Genomic DNA, 18,217 nt, shown 5'->3' with positions numbered 1-18,217 from the left:
AGGAAGATCATGACCTCGCTGTTCGACTCCGTCTCCTTCGGCAAGATCACCCTCGCCAACCGGCTCGTCATGGCGCCCATGACCCGCAACCGGGCCAAGCCCTGCGGCGGCGCCACCGAGCTGATGGCCGAGTACTACGCCCAGCGCGCCGGCGCCGGCCTGATCATCACCGAGGGCACCCAGCCCTCCCAGGTCGGCCAGGGCTTCCTCAACACCCCCGGCCTGCACCACCCGGAGCACGTGAAGTCCTGGCGCACCGTCACCGACGCGGTGCACGCCAAGGGCGGCAAGATCGTCGTCCAGCTGATGCACTCCGGCCGCATCGGCCATCCCTCCCTGTACGAGAGCGCCCACCAGTCCGTCGCGCCCTCCCCGGTGGCCGCCGCGGGCCAGTGCTTCACCCCGGACGGCATGCAGGACTACCCGGTCCCGAGCGAGCTGACGGTGGAGGAGATCGCCGCCACCGTCGAGGACTTCGTCACCGCCTCCCGCAACGCGATCGAGGCCGGCTTCGACGGGGTGCAGATCCACGCCGGCAACGGCTTCCTGCTGCACCAGTTCCTCGCCGAGAACACCAACCACCGCACCGACGCCTACGGCGGCTCCCTCGCGAACCGCATCCGTTTCACCGTGGAGGTCACCGAGGCCGTCACCGCGGCGATCGGCAACGAGCGCACCAGCGTGCGCGTCTCGCCCGCCAACACCTACAACGACATCGCCGAGGGCGACACCGAGGCGCTCTACGCGGCCCTGGTCCCGGCCCTGCCGGAGCTGGCCTTCCTGGAGGTCTGCGAGATCGTCAGCCGCCCGGTGACCCGGGCGATCCGCGACCTGTGGCAGGGCGGTCTCGTCGTCAACCCGCACGCCACCCCGGACTCCTTCCCCGCCGGTGTGCAGAGCGCCCAGGCGGTCCTCGACGACGGCCTCGCGGACGCCGTCTCGCTCGGCGCGCTGTTCCTCGCCAACCCCGACCTGCCCGCCCGCATCCAGGCCGGCGGCCCCTTCAACACCGCCGACGAGTCGACGTACTACGGCGGCGACCACCGCGGTTACACCGACTACCCGGTGCTCGCCCAGGGCAGCGGCCGGTGAAGCCGAGACCGGTCGTCCGGACCGCCGAGCGCAGGCTCCAGCTGTTCACCGGGCGGGCCCACCCCGCCCTCGCCGAACGCATCGCCGCCGAGCTGGGCACGGCCCTGATCCCCACCCAGGCGCGGGACTTCGCCAACGGCGAGATCTACGTCCGGCACGAGGAGTCGGTGCGCGGCGCGGACTGCTTCGTCGTCCAGTCGCACACCGCCCCGATCAACACGTGGATCATGGAACAGCTCATCATGATCGACGCGCTGAAGCGGGCCTCCGCGCGCAGCATCACCGTGGTCGCCCCGTTCTACGGCTACGCGCGCCAGGACAAGAAGCACAAGGGCCGCGAGCCGATCTCGGCCCGGCTGGTGGCGGACCTGCTCACCGCGGCCGGGGCGGACCGGATCATCACCATCGATCTGCACACCGACCAGATCGTGGGCTTCTTCGACGGGCCGGTGGACCATCTGTTCGCGCTGCCGACGCTCGCCGACCACATCGCCAAGCTCACCGATCGCGACCGGCTGACCGTGGTATCCCCGGACGCCGGGCGGGTCCGCGTCGCCGACCGGTGGTGCGACCGGCTCGGGGTGCCGCTGGCGATCGTGCACAAGAAACGGGACAAGGACGTCGCCCACCAGGTGAGCGTGCACGAGGTGGTCGGCGACGTCGAGGGCCGGGTGTGCGTCCTGGTGGACGACATGGTCGACACGGCCGGCACGATCTGCGCGGCCGCGGACGCCCTGTACGCCGGGGGCGCCGAGGACGTCATCGTCGCCGCCACGCACGGCATCCTGTCCGGCCCGGCCGACGACCGGGTCAAGAACAGCAGGGTCAGCCGGTTCGTCTTCACCGACACCCTGCCGACCGCGGCCGCGACCGGCCTGGACAAGGTGGAGGTGCTGTCCGTGGCCCCGCTGATCGCCCAGGCGATCCGGGAGATCTTCGAGAACGGCTCGGTGACGAGCCTCCTCGAGGAGCTGTGACGGAGCGGGTAACGGGCGAGGGAGCGGGTGTGAAAAGGGGGCTGTGAATGGCCGGGGAGCGGCCTGTCGGCTCGCCGCGGCGGCTCGTACGCTGCGGACCGCTCCCGGCCTTCACGGCACGTCCATGGATTCTCCACAGGCCGGGGGCGACAGCCACCCCCCACCCGGAAAGGGAGAGCCATGACCGGCAGACCCCTGGTGAGCGGCGCGTTCGCCGCGCTGCTCACCACCCTCGCCCTCGCAGGCCCCGCGCGCGCCTCGTCCCCCGTGGTCGACGACCCGCCCCCGGACAAGATCGTCATCGATGTGGCCACGGTGAACGGCTCCGGCTGTCCGGCGGGCACGGCCGCGGTCGCCGTGTCCCCGGACAACACGGCCTTCACGGTCACCTACAGCTCCTATCTCGCGCAGGCCGGCGGCAATTCGGACCCCACGGCCTTCCGCAAGAACTGCCAGCTCAACCTGGTGGTCCATGTCCCGCAGGGCTTCACCTACGCGGTCGCCAGCGCGGACTACCGGGGCTTCCTCTCCCTCCAGCCCGGCGCGAGCGCCGCGCAGCGGGCCTCGTACTACTTCCAGGGCTCCTCCAGCACGGTGCCGAGGACCCACCCCTTCACCGGCCCCTACAACGACGACTGGCAGGCCACCGACAGCACGGACTGGGCCCAGCTCGTCTGGGCGCCCTGCGGGGTGCTCCGCAACTTCAACATCAACACGGAGCTGCGGGTGAACGCGGGCGGTACGGCCCCCGGCAAGGTCAGTTTCATGACGATGGACTCGACCGACGGCGACATCAGCACGGTGTACCACCTGGCCTGGAAGCAGTGCCCGTCCGGCTGACCGAGGCACCGACCGAGGCCCCGGCCCGCGGGGGCGATCCTCGCGGGCCGGGTGCGTGGCTATCCGGCGGCCTGGTCCAGCTCCGCGGCGTCCGGCCAGCTCTGCGCGTTCGGCCAGCCGGTGGCCGGAGCCGGGGTCAGCCCCTGGGCGGAGAGGGGGGCCGGCGCCGTCATACCGCGCACCTGAGCCGCGGTGAGCCCCCCACGGGCGGGGACCCCGGGCGGGGTGGGCGTGGCGGGGGCGGGGGCGAACGGTGCGGGTGCGGACGCGGCCGGCGGGGCCATCAGGGTGGCGGAGGCCGCGGGCTGTGCGGCGGGCGCCCGGGAGGGTGGAGCCGGGGGCATGGGCTGCTGGACGGGCATCAGGGGCTGCTGCCCCGGTGACTGCGGCCCCGGGGCGGCCAGGGCCGCGGGCACCGGCTGGGAGGCTGCCGCCACCCCCGCCTGCTGCGAGGCCGTGGGGACCGGCATCAGCTGGGAGGCCGCGGGCGCCGGTGCGAATGAGGAGGCCGCAGGCACCGGAACCGGCTGGGGGGCCGCAGGCGCCGGCATCGACGGGGAGGCCCCTGGCACCCCCACCGGCTGGGAAGCGGCTGCCACCGGCACCGGCTGAGGCGCCCCTGGCATCCCCACCGGCTGGATGGCCCCCGGCCCCGGCACCGGCTGCATGGCCCCCGACACCCCCACTGGCTGGGGCGCCGCTGACACCGGCACCGGCTGGGCTGCCGCAGGCATCGGCACCGGCTCGGGGCTCGCAGGCGCCGGAGCCATCGGCATCCCCGGTACCAGCTCCGGCTGAGGCGCCGCAGGCACCGGCATCCCGTCGGCCAGTGGGGTGGCGGCGGGGAGCGGCATGCCGGTGCCGGCGGCCGGAAGGGGTGCGGCGGGCGGAAGCGGGCGGGCCGGTGCGGCCGCTCCCGGGATGCCGGCCCCGTTGGTCGAGCCGACCAGCCGGTCCACCGCCGCCGTACCCGAGCTGTAGCTGGTCCCGGTGCTTGGCCCGGGTACGGCGGCTCCCCTCCCGGACCCGTAGAGCACCTGTTCCAGGCCGGACACCAGGCGACGCACGTCGGCCTGGGGGCGCACCACGAGTCTCAGGAAGCGGCTGGAGGATCCGATGGTGTCGCCGCACTCGCGGACCAGGATCCGGTGTTCGGCGAGCATGCGGTCCCGGACGACCGTGCCCTCGGCGCCGACCGGGAGGCGCACGAAGAGGAAGTTGCCCTGGGACGGGTAGACGGTCAGGCCCGGCAGCGCGGCGAGCAGGCCGGCCATCTCCAGCCGGTCGCGGCGGATCTGCTGGAGGGCGTGCGCGTACTCGGTGCCGTACTCCCGCAGCATGAACACCAGGTGCTCGGCGAGGGAGTTGAGGTTCCACTTGGGGAGCATGGCGCGGACGCGGCCGGCCAGTGCCGGGTTCGCCACCAGGTAGCCGAGGCGGGCGCCGGGCAGGCCGACGCTCTTGCCGAGGCTGCGCAGCACGATGACGTTGGGCCGCAGCATGGCGTCCTGGACCACGCTCGGCTCGGCCTCCGCGTCGGCGAACTCCAGGAAGGACTCGTCCACGACCACCAGGTCGAGGTCCGCCATCGCGTCCATGAACCGCACCAGCGACTGCCTGGACACGGCGCCGCCGTCGGGGTTGCCGGGGTTGCAGATCACCGCCACCCGGGTCCGGCGCGCCCGGATGAACTCGGCGTACTGCGCGAGGTCCAGGGCGAAGCCGTTCGCCTCCTGGAGCGGGAACATGTCGACCCGCTTGCCCGTCTCCATCGGCTGCTCGGTCCAGCGGCCGAGGGCGGGGACCGGCACCGCCAGGGACTCGCGGACCAGCAGGTGATCGATCCAGGTGATCAGTTCCGTGCCGCCGTTGCCCATCGCCACGCAGGCGGGCGGCAGCTGGAGCAGGGCGCACAGCTCGGCCGTGACCGTGTCGGCGCCGCTCGGGGCGGAGGCCAGGATCTCGTGCAGCCGGGCCGAGAGTTCCTCGAACATGGCCGGGGTGGGGAAGTACGGGTTGCACGGCACAAGGAAGTCCACCGGGCCGGTGCCGCGGAACAACGAGGTGACGTTGCCGGCCAAGGGAACCTCCGTCCAAGGGCGGCCCGTGCGGGGGAGCACGGGCCGCCCTTGGATACGCGGGCCGCGGCGGAGCTGTTCAACTCAGCCGCGAAGAGGCCGCTTTCAGGCGCTGAACCGGTGGATCGTCGTCGTCCGGTACGTCTGCCCCGGCCGCAGCACGGTCGACGGGAACGACGGCTCGTTCGGCGAGTCCGGGAAGTGCTGGGTCTCCAGGCACAGCCCGTCGCCCTGCCGGTAGGTGTGACCCGAGGGGCCGACCAGGGTGCCGTCGAGGAAGTTGCCCGAGTAGAACTGCACACCCGGCTGGTCGGTGTAGATCTTCAGGGTGCGGCCGGACCCGGGGTCGCGCAGCGTCGCCACGTGCTCGGGGTGGGCGGTGACACCCTTGTCGAGCACGAAGTTGTGGTCGAAGCCCTTGGCGGTGACCAGCTGCGGGTGGCCGGTGCGGATGTCCCGGCCGACCGGCTTGGGGTGGGTGAAGTCGAAGGGGGTGCCCTTGACCTTCGCCAGCTCGCCGGTGGGGATGAGCCCCTTGTCGGTCGGGGTGTACCGGTGCGCGGCCAGCCAGAGTTCGTGGCCGTAGATGCTGCCGCTGCCCTCACCGGCGAGGTTGTAGTACGTGTGGTTGGTGAGGTTGACGACGGTCGGCTTGTCGGTGGTGGCCTTGTAGTCGATGCGCCAGTCGCCGTGCCGGTTCAGCGTGAAGGTGACCTTCGTGCGCAGCGTGCCGGGGTAGCCCATCTCCCCGTCGACGCTGGTGTAGTACAGGTGCAGGCCGACGTCGGAGCCGGAGACGAACGGCTCGACGTCGAACACCTTGGTGTTGAAGCCCTTGGCGCCGCCGTGCAGGCTGTTCTCGCCGTCGTTGACGGACAGCTGGTAGGTGGTGCCGTCCAGGGTGAACCGGCCCTTGGCGATGCGGTTGCCGTAACGGCCGATGGTGGCGCCGAAGAAGGTCGTTCCCTTGACGTACGCGTCGAGGTTGTCGTACCCGAGGGAGACGTTGACGTGCCGGCCGTGCCGGTCGGGGATCTCCAGGGACTGGATGATGCCGCCGTAGGAGAGGACCTTCAGCCGGGTTCCGCCGTTCTCCAGCGACCAGCGGTAGACCTTGGTGCCGTCGGCGAGCGTGCCGAAGAGCTCCTTCCGCGGCTTGCCGCCCTGCGGACGGCTTGCGGCCTGGGCGGTGCCCTGGCCGAGGGAGGTGGCGGCGATTCCCGCCGCCGCCGCGCCCGCGATGACCGTGCGTCTGTTCAGTTCCATCACTGCGGCTCCTGTAAAAGGAGGGGCCCCGCCGGTTCCTCCGGCGGGGCCCGATCTGACTTACGAACCGGACTTGCGCTTGTTCCACACGTCGAACCCGACCGCGGCCAGCAGGGCCAGGCCCTTGATGACCTGCTGCCAGTCGGTGCCGACGCTGAGGAGGTTCATGCCGTTGTTCAGCACGCCGAGGACGAGACCGCCGATGATGGCACCGAGCACGGTGCCGACACCGCCGCTCATGGAGGCGCCGCCGATGAACGAGGAGGCGATGGCCTCCAGTTCGAAGCCGTCGCCCGCCTTCGGCGAGGCCGCGTTCAGACGGGCGGCGACCACCAGACCCGCCAGGGCCGCGAGCACGCCCATGTTCAGGAACACCTGGAAGGTGATGCGCTTGTCCTTCACGCCGGACAGCTTGGCCGCCGGCAGATTGCCGCCGATGGCGTAGATGTGCCGGCCGAAGACCGAGTTGCGCATGACGTAGCCGTAGCCGCCCACCAGCACACCGAGGATGATCAGCACGATCGGCGCACCGTCGTAGCTGGCGAGCAGCATGGTGAGGGCGACGATCGCGGCGACCAGGGCGACCAGCTTGAGCAGGAAGAGGTTGCGCGGCACCACGTCGAGGGCGAACTCCTGCTGCCGGCGCCGGTCCCGGACCTCCTGCCAGACCACGGCGGCGACCAGGACGAGGCCGAGGAGCAGGGTGAGGTTGTGGTAGTTGGTGTTCGGGCCGACCGCGGGCAGGAAGCCGTTGCCGATCTTCTGGAGGCCGTCCGGGAAGGGGCCGAGGGTCTGGCCCTTGAGGAGGATCTCCGTCAGACCGCGGAAGAGCAGCATCCCGGCGAGGGTGACGATGAACGATGGTATGCCGAGATACGCGATCAGGAAGCCTTGTACGGAGCCCGCCGCGGCGCCCACCAGCAGGCACAGCACCACGGCGAGCGGCCAGGCCACATGGTGCTGCACGGTCAGCACGGCCGCGAACGCGCCCACGAACGCCGTGATCGAGCCGACCGACAGGTCGATGTGCCCGGCGATGATCACCAGCATCATGCCGATCGCGAGGATCAGGATGTAGCTGTTCTGGAGCACCAGGTTGGAGACGTTGCGGGGCAGCAGCAGGTCGCCGCCGGTCCAGAACTGGAAGAGGACGACGATCAGACCGAGCGCGATCAGCATGCCGTACTGGCGCATGTTGCGGCGCAGGCCGCCGAGCACCAGCTGCAACAGGCTCTCGTCGGCGGCCGATCCGCCCTTGCCCGGCGGCGCGGCGGCCGGGGTCTTGTCGGTGACGTCCGTGCTCATCGCGTTACCTCTTCGTCCTTTGCGTTGTCCGTGGGCGCCTTGTCTTTCGTCATATGGCGCATCAGCACTTCCTGCGTGGCCTCGGAGCGGGGCACCTCGCCGGTCAGCCGTCCCGCGGCCATCGTGTAGATGCGGTCGCACATGCCGAGCAGCTCCGGCAGCTCGGAGGAGATGAAGACGACCGCCTTGCCCTGGGCCGCCAGCTGGTCGATGACCGTGTAGATCTCGTACTTGGCGCCCACGTCGATGCCGCGCGTGGGTTCGTCCAGGATGAGCACGTCCGGGCCGGCGAAGATCCACTTGCTGAGGACGACCTTCTGCTGGTTGCCGCCGGAGAGCTTGCCCACCGGTTCGAAGACGGTCGGCGCCTTGATGTTCATCGACTTCCGGAAGCCCTCGGAGACCCGCCGCTCCGCCTGCTCGTCCACCACGCCCCGCTTGGCGACCTTCCGCAGCGCGGTCAGCGAGATGTTCCGGTTGATGGTGTCGATGAGGTTGAGGCCGTAGTGCTTGCGGTCCTCGGTGACGTACGCGATGCCGTGCTCCACCGCCTCCGCGACGGTCTTGGTACGGATCTCGACGCCGTCCTTGAGGACCGTGCCGCCCGCGTACCGGCCGTAGGTGCGGCCGAAGACGCTCATCGCGAGTTCGGTGCGGCCGGCGCCCATCAGCCCCGCGATGCCGACGATCTCACCCCTGCGGACGCTGAGCGAGACGTCGTCCACGACCTTGCGCTGCTGGTCGATGGGGTGGTGGACGGTCCAGTTGCGGATCTCCAGCGCCGGCGCGGCGCCCTCCTCGGGCTCGTGCGGGGTGCGCTCGGGGAAGCGGTGGTCCAGGTCGCGGCCCACCATGCCGCTGATGATCCGGTCCTCGGTCGTGCCCTCGGCCCGCACGTCGAGCGTCTCGATGGAACGCCCGTCGCGGATGATCGTCACCGAGTCGGCGACCCGGCGGATCTCGTTGAGCTTGTGGGAGATGATGATCGAGGTGATGCCCTGGTTCTTCAGCTCCAGGATCAGATCGAGGAGCTTGCCGCTGTCCTCGTCGTTCAGCGCCGCCGTCGGCTCGTCGAGGATGAGCAGCTTCACCTCCTTCGACAGCGCCTTGGCGATCTCCACGAGCTGCTGTTTGCCCACGCCGATGTCGGCGACGCGGGTCTCCGGGTGCTCGTCGAGTCCGACCCGGCGCAGCAGCTCGGTGGCGTGCCGCAGGGTCTCCCGCCAGTTGATGAGCCCGCGCGTGGCGTGCTCGTTGCCGAGGAAGATGTTCTCCGCGATGGAGAGGTACGGCACCAGCGCCAGCTCCTGGTGGATGATGACGATGCCGTGCTGCTCGCTCGCCCGGATGTCCTTGAAGCGGCAGAGTTCCCCCTCGAAGAGGATCTCGCCCTCGTAGGTGCCGTGCGGGTGGACGCCGGAGAGGACCTTCATCAGGGTCGACTTGCCGGCGCCGTTCTCTCCGCAGATGGCGTGGACCTCGCCCTGACGGACGGTCAGTGAGACGTCCGACAGCGCTTTGACACCGGGAAAGGTCTTGACGATCGAGCGCATTTCCAGGACGGGTCCCGCCATGGTCGTGCCTTTCAATCCGTAGGGAGTCAGGGCCGGTTACTTGAGCTGGGAGTCGGTGTAGTAGCCGCCCTTGACCAGGACGTCCTCGTAGTTGGTCTTGTCCACGCTCACCGGCTGGAGCAGGTAGGAGGGGACGACCTTGGCGCCGTTGGTGTAGGTCTTGGTGTCGTTGACCTGCGGCTTCTTTCCGTGCAGCACATCGTCGACCATGGACACCGCGACCGCGGTCTCCTTGCGGCTGTCCTTGAAGACGGTCTGCGACTGCTGGCCCGCGATGATCGACTTCACCGAGGCCAGCTCGGCGTCCTGGCCGGTGATGACGGGCAGCGGGTTGCTGCCGGAGCCGTAACCGTCCGACTTCAGCGCGGAGATGATGCCGATGGAGATGCCGTCGTACGGCGAGAGCACCGCGTCGACCCGGCCGCTCTTGTAGGAGGAGGTGAGGATGTCCTCCATGCGCTTCTGCGCGGTGGTGCCGTCCCAGCGCAGCGTGGTGACCTGGTTGAGCTTGGTCTGGCCGGACTTGACCACCAGCTGCTTCTTGTCGATGTAGGGCTGGAGCACCTTCATCGCGCCGTCGAAGAAGTACTGGGTGTTGTTGTCGTCGTTCGAACCGGCGAACAGCTCGATGTTGAACGGGCCCTTCTTGCCGCTGTCCAGGCCGAGCTTGTGCACGATGTAGGTGCCCTGGAGGGTGCCGACCTTCTCGTTGTCGAACGAGGCGTAGTAGTCGACGTTCTTGGTGCCGAGGATCAGCCGGTCGTAGGCGATGACCGGGATGTTGGCCTGCTTGGCCTCCTGGAGCACGTTGTTCAGGGACTTGTTGTCGATGGCCGCGACGATCAGGCCCTTGACGCCCTGAGTGATCATGTTCTCGATCTGCGAGACCTGGGTGCTCGGGTCGTCCTCGCCGTAGACCAGCTTGGTCTTGTACCCCTTGGCCTGGAGGTTCTTGACCATGTCGTTGCCGTCGTTGATCCACCGCTCGGAGGACTTCGTCGGCATGGCGATGCCGATGGTGGCGCCCTTGACGTCGCCGGTCTTCTCCTTGCTGCCGCCCGAGCCGCTCTGCCCGCAGGCGGTCAGGGTCAGGGCGAGCGAGGCGGCTCCGGCTATCGCGGCGATGGCGGCTCTGCGGTTGCGCATGGTGATCAGTCCTTGGTCTTCTCGTCGTTGAGATGCAGCCGTCGGGATACGGCGGGCTATTCGCTCGGGAAGCGGTTGAGGGTGCCGGGCAGCCGCGAGCCGAGCGGCGCCATGTCGCCGTCCGCGCCGTGCCGGGCGAGCAGGTCCAGGGCGAGGCGGCCGCGCCGCACCCGCTCCCGGGCGGTGTCCAGGGTCACGTCCCGCAGGTGGGTGCCCCACGGGTAGATGCCGGGAGCCTTGGACAGACCGAACTTGAGGTAGAGCGGTGCACCGCGCCGGATCAGCTCGGCGACCTCGTACATCCGCACATAGCCGCCGAGGTCGTCGGGGGCCTCGATGTACATGTCCATCGGGGCGCCGGACACCCGGCGGATCTCGGTCAGGTGATCCAGCGTCAGATCGCTGGGCACGTTGATGGAGTCGCCGCCGAGCCGCTCGTACACGGCGTACGAAGCCGGGTTGACCGGGCCGATCAGCGCCGAGACCTTCAGCGTGGTGTCGGCCGGGATGATGCCCCGCTGCCGCGCCTGGTGCAGCGCCCACAGCACCCCCTCGTCGGCGACGAGCAGGCACTTGACGCCCAGCTCGGTGGCGCGGACGGCGTCCTCCAGGCAGCCGGCGACGGCGTCGTGGCCCCGGGCGCGCAGTCCGGCCCCCCGCGAGTCGGACCGCACCGAGCCGCCGATGTCCCAGGTGCCGCGCGGGCCGGTGAACAGGCACAGCTCGATGTCGCGTTCCCGGGTCGCGTCCACCATCTCGGTGATCTCGGCGTCGGTGAGCATCCACACGCCGCTGCCCTGGCTGATCCGGTGGATCGGCACATCGAGCCGGGAGGCTTCCTTCAGCACGACCGCCAGCGCCTCGGGACCCTCGCACGAGGGAATCTCGGTGCGCCAGCGGCCGCCGCCCGGGAAGCTGTGGGCGGAGGCGTCGGCGGGGTCGAGGGCGGGCGCGCCCAGGCCGAGTGCGGCGAGCACCTGCTCGCCGGGCCTGCGGGCTGCCGGGGCGGAAGCGTCGGTCACAAGGTGTCCTTCGGGTGAGGCGTTCGAGACGTACGCGGGGTACGAGACGTGCGCGATGTTCGATATGTCGGACAGGGTTCGCGGCTCTGGGTACGAAAAAGGCGGGGGAAGGGCGATGGAGGTACGCCGGTCAGGGCGCCGTCAGGTCTCACCCTGACCGGCGTACGGCTAGGGGCGGAGCAGCACCTTGCCCACCTTCGGGTCACCGGCCCCGACCAGCTCGATGGCCTGCGAGAACTCGGTCAGCGGCAGCTCGTGCGTGACCAGCGGCAGCGGGTCGAGCAGTCCGGCCGCGAACACCCGCACGGTGTGCGCCCAGGCGTCCGGCGGCGCCCCGAAGACGGTGTGCACCTCCAGCTGCCGTACGACCAGATCGGTCGGGTCGAGCCCGTCCGCGCCCGGCGCCGGGATCCCGGTGAGCACCAGCCGTCCGCCGCGCCGGAGCAGTCCGGCGGCGGTGCGGGCGGCGGAGGCGGACCCGGCGGTCTCGATGACCACGTCGAAGTCGTCGGGCAGCTCCTCGTCCCGGAGCCGGAAGCCGGTCGCCCCGTACTGCCGGGACAGCGCCTCCCGGTCCCGCCGGGTGCCCACCACCAGCAGCTCCGCCGGCGAGATCGCCTTCAGGAACTGCACGGCGAACATCCCGAGCGTCCCGGTGCCGACCACCGCGACCCGCTGCCCCGGCTGCGCGTCCGCCTTCAGCGCGGCGGCCGCGATACAGGCGGCCGGCTCCAGCAGGGCGGCGGCGCCGAGGTCGGCGTCGTCCGGCAGCACGTGCAGCAGCCGCGCCGGCAGGGTCACGGTGGCGGCCATGGCACCCGGCTGGGTGAACCCGGTCTCCTCGTACCCGGAGGTGCACAGCGTGGTCTCGCCCGCGTGGCAGCGGTCGCAGACCTGGCAGTTGCGGAAGCCCTCGCCGACGACCTTCCGGCCGACCAGCGCCTCGGGCACCCCCGCACCCACCGCCCGCACGGTCCCGGACCACTCGTGGCCGGGCGTCAGCGGATACCGCACATACCCCTCGGGCCGGTTGCCCTGGTACACCTCGCGGTCGCTGCCGCAGATGCCCACCGCGTGCACGGCCACCAGCGCCTCCCCGGCGCCGGGCTCGCGCGGGGTGTGCGCCTCCACCCGGTGGGTGCCCGGCGCCTCGACGACGACCTGCGAACTCACTTGCCGTCCTTCGGGTTGCGCTTCTCCCAGCCCTCGGCCCACAGGTCGAAGTGCGCCCGCTGCTGCGGGAACTCCGCCGCCGCGTCCACGTCCAGCTCGACCCCGAGGCCCGGCGCGTCGGACAGCTGGAAGTAGCCGTCCACGACCTGCGGCGCGCCCTTGACCACCTTCTTGATCTCCGCGTCCGCGAAGTCGTTGAAGTGCTCCAGGATCTTGAAGTTGGGGGAGGTGAAGCCGACCTGGAGCGAGGCGGCGGTGAGCACCGGCCCGCCGACGTTGTGCGGCGCGATGAGCATGTAGTGGGTCTCGGCGGTCGCGGCGAGCTTCCGGGTCTCCCAGATGCCGCCGATGTGCCCGAGGTCGGGCTGGATGATGTCCACGGCCTGGCTCTCGAAGAGCTCCCGGAACTCGATCCGGTCGTGGATCCGCTCGCCGGTGGCGACCGGCATGTCCACCTTGGCGGCGACCTTCTCCAGCGCCTTCAGGTTCTCCGGCGGCACCGGCTCCTCCAGCCAGGCCGGCTTGAAGGGGGCCATCTCCTTGGCCAGCCGCACGGCGGTGGCGGGGGAGAAGCGGCCGTGCATCTCCAGCATCAGCTCGGCGTCCGGTCCGATGGCGTCCCGGACCGCCTCGATCAGGGAGACGGCGTACACGGTCTCCTGGTGGTCCAGCTCGAAGTGGCCGGTGCCGAACGGGTCGATCTTCAGCGCCTTGTACCCGCGCTCCATGACCCCCTGGGCGGCCTTGTGGTACGCCTCCGGCGTCCGCTCGGTGGTGTACCAGCCGTTGGCGTAGGCCTTCACCTTGTCCGTGACCTTGCCGCCGAGCAGCTGCCACACCGGCACCCCCAGGGCCTTGCCCTTGATGTCCCAGCAGGCCATCTCGACGACCGCGATGCCGGACATCACGATCTCGCCCGCGCGGCCGTAGTCGCCGTACTTCATCCGGCGGGTCAGGTCCTCGACAGCGAACGGGTCCGATCCGAGAATGTGGTTGGCCTCGGCCTCCTTCAGGTAGCCGATCAGCGCGTCGGTGTGTCCGAGCATCCGGGTCTCGCCGACTCCCGTGATCCCCTCGTCGGTGTGCACCTGGACGTAGGTCAGGTTGCGCCACGGCGTGCCGACCACGTGCGTGCTGATTCCGGTGATGCGCACGGCAGTTGCCCCTCAGCTGTTCGAGATTTCGTCACACGTTCGAAATGCTGGCGTGACAGTAAGGACGGTGCGGTCGGGGTGTCAATGGGTCGAACAGGTAACGGTTTCGACAAGCCTTTCGAGAATGTTTTCGCTCCCCTACGAAACCTTCACAGTGGCGCCTAGGAACGTGACCCGCGCGGACTCTAGTCTTCCCGCGTCATGGACTACTGCCACCCGTGCCAACGGCACCTCAACGGCGCCCTGGCCTGCCCGGGCTGCGGCACACCGGCCGACCGACTCGCCGTACCCGCCGACGTGTCGGCCGCGTACGCGGGTGCGCAGGAGTACCCGCAGCAGTACCCGGCGTACGGCGCACCGCAGCAGTACGAGCAGCAGTACGGCATGACACAGCCGTACGACACCGCGCAGCCGTACGACGCGACGCAGCCGTACGCTTATCCCGATCCGGAACCCGGCCCGGGCCCCGATCTGGGCCCCGATCCCGATTCCGCATCCGAGGGTCAGGGCGAGGACGAGTACCAGGACGACCACGAGGGCGGCTACGAGGGCGAAGGGGCCGAAGAGGACGAAGAGGGCGGTGGCGGACGGGCCGGGCGGCGCAGGGGGCGCGGGGCCGGCCCGGTGGGCCCCGCCGAGGCCGACTCCAGCCGGCGGGACCGCAAGGCCGCCGCGCACCGGCGGCGCCGGCGCCGTACCGTGCTGGTCGCCGCCGGGTTCGTGCTGGCCGCCGGCGGCCTCAGCCTCGCCTCGCTCGGCACCGACGCCCCCTTCTCGCCCTTCGCCCCCGACGCGCCCTCCTCGCCCGACGGCACCTCGGCGGACGGCTCCGCGTCCCCCGCCGACCAGGGCCACACGGGCGGCCCGGCCGCGCCCGGCGCCCGCACGGCCCGCGACGGCACGCGTGTCTCGGCCTCTCCCGACCCCTCCGCCTCCGCGTCCGCCGCCAAGGCCAAGAAGGACAAGGAGTCCGCCTCCCCGTCCGCCTCCGTCAGCGACCGGGCCGTGCAGTCGGCCACCACCAACCCCGGCCCCGGCGCCGACCCGACGACCTCCGCCGCGCCGGCCTCCACGCCCCCGGCCACCCCGACCCCCGCCCCGACGACCTCAGCCCCCGCTCCGCAGCCCACGCCCACCAAGACCTGCAACCACTTCCTGTGGTGGTGCACCTGAGCCGCCCCGCTTTCCCGCTTGCGCCGTCCCGGGCAACGGTGACACCGTCCGCCGTGGAGGAGCGCCGGGCAGCGGCCTAGTTGAGGAGAGCGGATGACGCAGGACATCACCGTCCACGGCACGGTCGCCGAGGGGTTCGAGGCGGTGCGCGAGGAGTTCGCCCGCTTCGTCGCCGGGGAGCGCGCCGACTACGAGGGCCAGGTGTGCGCCTATGTGCACGGACGGCGGGTCGTGGACCTCTGGGCGGGCGGGGAGGCGGACTCGCTCTACGGCGTGTTCTCGGCCACCAAGGGCGCCGCGCACCTCGTGGTCGCGCTCCTGGTGCAGGACGGCACGCTGGAGCTGGACCGCAAAGTGACGTACTACTGGCCCGAGTTCGGCTGCGAGGGCAAGGAGTCGGTCACCCTGCGGGAGCTGATCACGCATCAGGCCGGAGTGATCGGGACCGACGCCGGATTCTCTCTCGCCGAGCTGGCCGACGACCGGGCGATGGCCGAACGGCTCGCGGACCAGCGGCCGTTCTGGCGGCCGGGGAAGGCCTTCGGCTACCACGGGCTGGTGATCGGCGCGCTCACCGGCGAGGTGGTCCGCCGGGTCCTGGGCCGCACGCTCCAGGAGGTCTACGAGGAGCGGATCCGGGCGCCGTACGGCACGGACTTCCATCTGGGCCTGCCCGAGTCCGAGGAGCCGCGCTTCCGCTCGGTGCAGTCGATGATCCTCACCCCGGAGCAGCAGGCGCTCGTGGCGGCCCAGCCGCCCGCCCCGCGCAGCCTGATGGCGATCGCCGGCAACCGGCACGTGCCGGAGCCGGTCTCGCCGGAGGACTACATCAACTCCCGTCTGGTGCGCGCCCAGGGGCCGGCGTCGGGGGGCGGGGTCGCCTCCGCGCGCGGCCTCGCGAGGATGTACGCCTCGGCGATCAGCGAGGTGGACGACCGCTCACCGCTGCTGAAGCCGGACGCGCTCGCCGAGGTGGCCCAGATCCACTGCGTCGGGTACGACGTGGTGCTCCGCTCCCACAAGGCGTACGCCCTCGGCTTCCAGGCGACCTCGGACACCATTCACCCGTTCCTGGGCGCGGGCGCCTTCGGCCACGAGGGCGCGGGCGGCGTCCAGGCCTTCGCCGACCCGCACACCGGCCTGGCCTACGGCTACACCCGCCGCCGCAGGTCCCTCACGCCCGGAGCGGCACCGGAGAACAACGGGCTGGTGGCGGCGCTGCACCGGGCGGCGCTGGCGCTCTGAAGGCCTGCACGAGACCGCAAAGGAGAGCAGCCGCACCCCACGTCCAAGGGTGCGGCTGCCTCGATGGAAACGACTGACCTCAGACCAGCGTCACGCTGATGTTGTCCCGGGTCGCCTTGGAGTAGGGGCACACCTGGTGGGCCTTCTCGATCAGGTCCCGGGCCGTGGCCGCGTCGACGTTCGGGATGTTCGCGGAGATCTCCACGATGATCCCGAACCCGTCGTCGTTCTTGCCGATGCCGACCTTCGCGGTGACGGTCGAACCGGAGACGTCGGCGCCCTCCTGGCGGGCGACGACCCCGAGCGCGCCCTGGAAGCAGGCGCTGTACCCGGCGGCGAAGAGCTGCTCGGGGTTGGTGCCGGCACCGTTGCCGCCCATCTCCTTGGGCGGGTTCACGATCACGTCGAGCCTGCCGTCGTCGGTGGCGACGCGGCCGTCGCGGCCGTTCTCGGCGGTGGCGACAGCCGTGTACAGGACGTCGGACTGCTGAATGGGCATGCGGTTGTCTTCCTCCTCGGTCCGCCGTGACTCGCGCCCACGATCGACGACGGATTTCGGAAAGAAACTACCGCATGCCGGAAACTCAGTGAAGAAGTCCCTAGAGCTTGACGACCATCTTGCCGATGTTGTCGCCCCGCAGGACCCCGAGGAACGCCTCCAGGGTGTTCTCGATGCCCTCGACGACCGTCTCGCGGTACTTCAGCGCGCCCGAGGCGACCCAGGGGCCGACCTCCTGGACGAACTGCGGCTGGAGGTCGTAGTGGTCGCTGACCAGGAAGCCCTCCATGCGGCCGCGGGTCTGGATCAGCCGGGCGAGGTTCTTCGGGCCGGGGGCCGCCTCGGTGTTGTTGTAGATCGAGATCATGCCGCAGATCGCGATCCGGCCGCCCTCGTTCAGCGCGCCGAGGGCCGCCTCCAGGTGGTCCCCGCCGACGTTGTCGAAGTAGACGTCGACACCGTCCGGCGCGGCCTCGCGCAGCTGCTCCGCCACCGAGCCGTTCTTGTAGTTGAACGCGGCGTCGAAGCCGTACTCCTCGACCAGCAGCTTGACCTTGTCGTCGGAGCCGGCCGAGCCGATGACCCGGGAGGCGCCCTTGAGCTTGGCGATCTGGCCCACCTGGCTGCCGACCGCGCCCGCCGCACCGGAGACGAACACGGTGTCGCCCTCCTTGAAGGAGGCGGTGCGCAGCAGACCGGCGTAGGCGGTCAGACCGGTCATGCCGAGCACGCCCAGGTACGTCGACAGCGGCACCTCGGGGGTCGCGGCGTCGACCTTGACCGCCGGGACGGCCGCCGGGCCCACCTTGACGGCGTGCTGCGCGTCGACGACGGCGTACTCGCGCCAGCCGAGGAAGTGCAGGACGTGGTCGCCGACGGAGAGGCCCTCGGCGCGGGAGGCGACCACCTCGCCGACCGCGCCGCCCTGCATGACCTTGCCCAGCTCGAAGGGGGCGACGTACGACTTCGCGGCACTCATTCGGCCGCGCATGTACGGGTCGACGGAGAGGTACTTGTTCCGGACGAGGACCTGGCCCTCACCGGGGGTGGGGACCTCGGTCTCGACCAGGGCGAAGTCCTCGGGCTTCGGCCAGCCGACGGGACGGCTGAGCAGGTGCCATTCGCGGTTGATCATGACGGGGGCCTTTCCGGATTTACTTCAGGAACTGAAACAACTGTGCAGCTGAATATTTCACCTTGTCAAGTAAAGGGGTAGGCTGGAGCCATGCCCGCACCGCACACACCCCGCCCGGACCAGGTCACCCTGGACGTCGTGGATCTCATCGGCGAGGTCGTCGCCCGCTACCACGCGGACTACGACGAGGCCGCCGCCGCCCATGCGCTGACCGGCGCCCAGGCGAAGCTGCTCAGCCTGCTCGCGCTGGCGCCGCTGCCCATGCGGAAGCTGGCGCACAAGCTGAAGTGCGAGCCGTCGAACGTCACCGGGATCGTGGACCGCCTGGAGGCGCGCGGCCTGGTCGAACGCCGGCCGGACCCGGGCGACCGCCGGGTCAAGCTCGCGGCGGCCACGGACGAGGGCCGGCGGGTGGCCCGGGAACTGCGGGACGGACTCCACTTCGCCCGAGAACCCCTGGCCGCCCTCTCGGAAACGGAACGCCTGAAACTGCGCGACCTGCTCCACCGCATGCTGCACGCCTAGCCCGCGGGTGCGG

Annotated in this window: 16 protein-coding genes; 6 read left to right on the top strand and 10 right to left on the bottom strand. The window is 70.7% G+C overall.

What is annotated here, in order from left to right; translation table 11 throughout:
- Positions 1–9 precede the first annotated feature (9 nt).
- The 3 genes from ACWCV9_RS18410 to ACWCV9_RS18400 all read left to right on the top strand — a co-directional run bounded on the left by ACWCV9_RS18410 (position 10) and on the right by ACWCV9_RS18400 (position 2,909).
- Complete coding sequence (locus tag ACWCV9_RS18410; protein WP_450787837.1) at positions 10–1,092, top strand: alkene reductase; 1,083 nt, start codon at positions 10–12, stop codon at positions 1,090–1,092.
- Positions 1,089–2,069, top strand: coding sequence for a ribose-phosphate diphosphokinase (locus tag ACWCV9_RS18405; RefSeq protein WP_450787835.1), 981 nt, complete (start codon positions 1,089–1,091; stop codon positions 2,067–2,069). Before ACWCV9_RS18410 ends, ACWCV9_RS18405 begins: the two co-directional genes overlap by 4 nt.
- A gap of 180 nt (positions 2,070–2,249) precedes the next feature.
- Positions 2,250–2,909, top strand: a complete 660-nt coding sequence (locus tag ACWCV9_RS18400; protein ID WP_450787833.1) for a DUF4360 domain-containing protein — start codon at positions 2,250–2,252, stop codon at positions 2,907–2,909.
- A gap of 59 nt (positions 2,910–2,968) precedes the next feature.
- Here ACWCV9_RS18400 and ACWCV9_RS18395 read toward each other — a convergent pair whose 3' ends face one another.
- The 8 genes from ACWCV9_RS18395 to ACWCV9_RS18360 all read right to left on the bottom strand — a co-directional run bounded on the left by ACWCV9_RS18395 (position 2,969) and on the right by ACWCV9_RS18360 (position 13,627).
- Positions 2,969–4,990, bottom strand: a complete 2,022-nt coding sequence (locus ACWCV9_RS18395) for an aminotransferase class I/II-fold pyridoxal phosphate-dependent enzyme (RefSeq protein WP_450787832.1) — start codon at positions 4,988–4,990, stop codon at positions 2,969–2,971.
- Positions 4,991–5,092: 102 nt separating this feature from the next.
- On the bottom strand, positions 5,093–6,253 hold the full coding sequence (locus ACWCV9_RS18390) for an aldose epimerase family protein (RefSeq protein WP_450787830.1): 1,161 nt from the start codon (positions 6,251–6,253) through the stop codon (positions 5,093–5,095).
- A 60-nt stretch (positions 6,254–6,313) separates the two neighbouring features.
- A complete protein-coding gene (mmsB, locus tag ACWCV9_RS18385; protein ID WP_450787829.1) occupies positions 6,314–7,558 on the bottom strand; it encodes a multiple monosaccharide ABC transporter permease in 1,245 nt (414 codons plus the stop codon).
- Entirely contained in the window at positions 7,555–9,132 is a 1,578-nt protein-coding gene (gene mmsA / locus ACWCV9_RS18380) for a multiple monosaccharide ABC transporter ATP-binding protein (protein ID WP_450787828.1), read from the bottom strand. The genes mmsB and mmsA overlap by 4 nt, the downstream gene beginning before the upstream one ends.
- Positions 9,133–9,168: 36 nt before the next feature.
- Complete coding sequence (chvE, locus tag ACWCV9_RS18375) at positions 9,169–10,278, bottom strand: multiple monosaccharide ABC transporter substrate-binding protein (protein ID WP_385844795.1); 1,110 nt, start codon at positions 10,276–10,278, stop codon at positions 9,169–9,171.
- Between the two features lie 56 nt (positions 10,279–10,334).
- On the bottom strand, positions 10,335–11,300 hold the full coding sequence (locus ACWCV9_RS18370) for a hypothetical protein (protein ID WP_385844796.1): 966 nt from the start codon (positions 11,298–11,300) through the stop codon (positions 10,335–10,337).
- Positions 11,301–11,468: 168 nt separating this feature from the next.
- A complete protein-coding gene (locus ACWCV9_RS18365; protein WP_450787826.1) occupies positions 11,469–12,473 on the bottom strand; it encodes a zinc-dependent alcohol dehydrogenase in 1,005 nt (334 codons plus the stop codon).
- The gene (locus ACWCV9_RS18360) at positions 12,470–13,627 is read right to left on the bottom strand and encodes a mandelate racemase/muconate lactonizing enzyme family protein (protein ID WP_450787825.1); all 1,158 of its coding nucleotides are present in this window, start codon (positions 13,625–13,627) and stop codon (positions 12,470–12,472) included. Before ACWCV9_RS18360 ends, ACWCV9_RS18365 begins: the two co-directional genes overlap by 4 nt.
- Before the next feature lie 201 nt (positions 13,628–13,828).
- On the opposite strand from ACWCV9_RS18360, the gene ACWCV9_RS18355 reads away from it, so the two are divergent.
- Together ACWCV9_RS18355 and ACWCV9_RS18350 are read left to right on the top strand one after the other, a co-directional pair.
- Entirely contained in the window at positions 13,829–14,800 is a 972-nt protein-coding gene (locus ACWCV9_RS18355; protein WP_450787823.1) for an SCO2400 family protein, read from the top strand.
- A gap of 93 nt (positions 14,801–14,893) precedes the next feature.
- Positions 14,894–16,045, top strand: coding sequence for a serine hydrolase domain-containing protein (locus ACWCV9_RS18350; protein ID WP_450787822.1), 1,152 nt, complete (start codon positions 14,894–14,896; stop codon positions 16,043–16,045).
- 79 nt (positions 16,046–16,124) lie between these two features.
- Here ACWCV9_RS18350 and ACWCV9_RS18345 read toward each other — a convergent pair whose 3' ends face one another.
- Positions 16,125–16,544, bottom strand: a complete 420-nt coding sequence (locus tag ACWCV9_RS18345) for an organic hydroperoxide resistance protein (protein WP_450787821.1) — start codon at positions 16,542–16,544, stop codon at positions 16,125–16,127.
- A gap of 100 nt (positions 16,545–16,644) precedes the next feature.
- A complete protein-coding gene (locus ACWCV9_RS18340) occupies positions 16,645–17,679 on the bottom strand; it encodes an NADP-dependent oxidoreductase (RefSeq protein ID WP_450787819.1) in 1,035 nt (344 codons plus the stop codon).
- Positions 17,680–17,769: 90 nt separating this feature from the next.
- Here ACWCV9_RS18340 and ACWCV9_RS18335 point away from each other — a divergent pair, with 90 nt between their 5' ends.
- Positions 17,770–18,204, top strand: coding sequence for a MarR family winged helix-turn-helix transcriptional regulator (locus ACWCV9_RS18335; protein WP_385844803.1), 435 nt, complete (start codon positions 17,770–17,772; stop codon positions 18,202–18,204).
- Positions 18,205–18,217: the final 13 nt, after the last annotated feature.

Source organism: Streptomyces sp. NPDC001606 (assembly GCF_053596835.1).
This window is presented reverse-complemented; position numbering and strand designations above follow the sequence as displayed.

Coding starts and splice junctions, on each gene's coding strand:
- ACWCV9_RS18410 (WP_450787837.1), top strand. CDS start 10: ATGACCTCGCTGTTCGACTCCGTCTCCTTCGGCAAGATCACCCTCGCC.
- ACWCV9_RS18400 (WP_450787833.1), top strand. CDS start 2,250: ATGACCGGCAGACCCCTGGTGAGCGGCGCGTTCGCCGCGCTGCTCACC.
- ACWCV9_RS18390 (WP_450787830.1), bottom strand. CDS start 6,253: ATGGAACTGAACAGACGCACGGTCATCGCGGGCGCGGCGGCGGCGGGA.
- mmsB (WP_450787829.1), bottom strand. CDS start 7,558: ATGAGCACGGACGTCACCGACAAGACCCCGGCCGCCGCGCCGCCGGGC.
- mmsA (WP_450787828.1), bottom strand. CDS start 9,132: ATGGCGGGACCCGTCCTGGAAATGCGCTCGATCGTCAAGACCTTTCCC.
- chvE (WP_385844795.1), bottom strand. CDS start 10,278: ATGCGCAACCGCAGAGCCGCCATCGCCGCGATAGCCGGAGCCGCCTCG.
- ACWCV9_RS18355 (WP_450787823.1), top strand. CDS start 13,829: ATGGACTACTGCCACCCGTGCCAACGGCACCTCAACGGCGCCCTGGCC.
- ACWCV9_RS18350 (WP_450787822.1), top strand. CDS start 14,894: ATGACGCAGGACATCACCGTCCACGGCACGGTCGCCGAGGGGTTCGAG.
- ACWCV9_RS18345 (WP_450787821.1), bottom strand. CDS start 16,544: ATGCCCATTCAGCAGTCCGACGTCCTGTACACGGCTGTCGCCACCGCC.
- ACWCV9_RS18340 (WP_450787819.1), bottom strand. CDS start 17,679: ATGATCAACCGCGAATGGCACCTGCTCAGCCGTCCCGTCGGCTGGCCG.
- ACWCV9_RS18335 (WP_385844803.1), top strand. CDS start 17,770: ATGCCCGCACCGCACACACCCCGCCCGGACCAGGTCACCCTGGACGTC.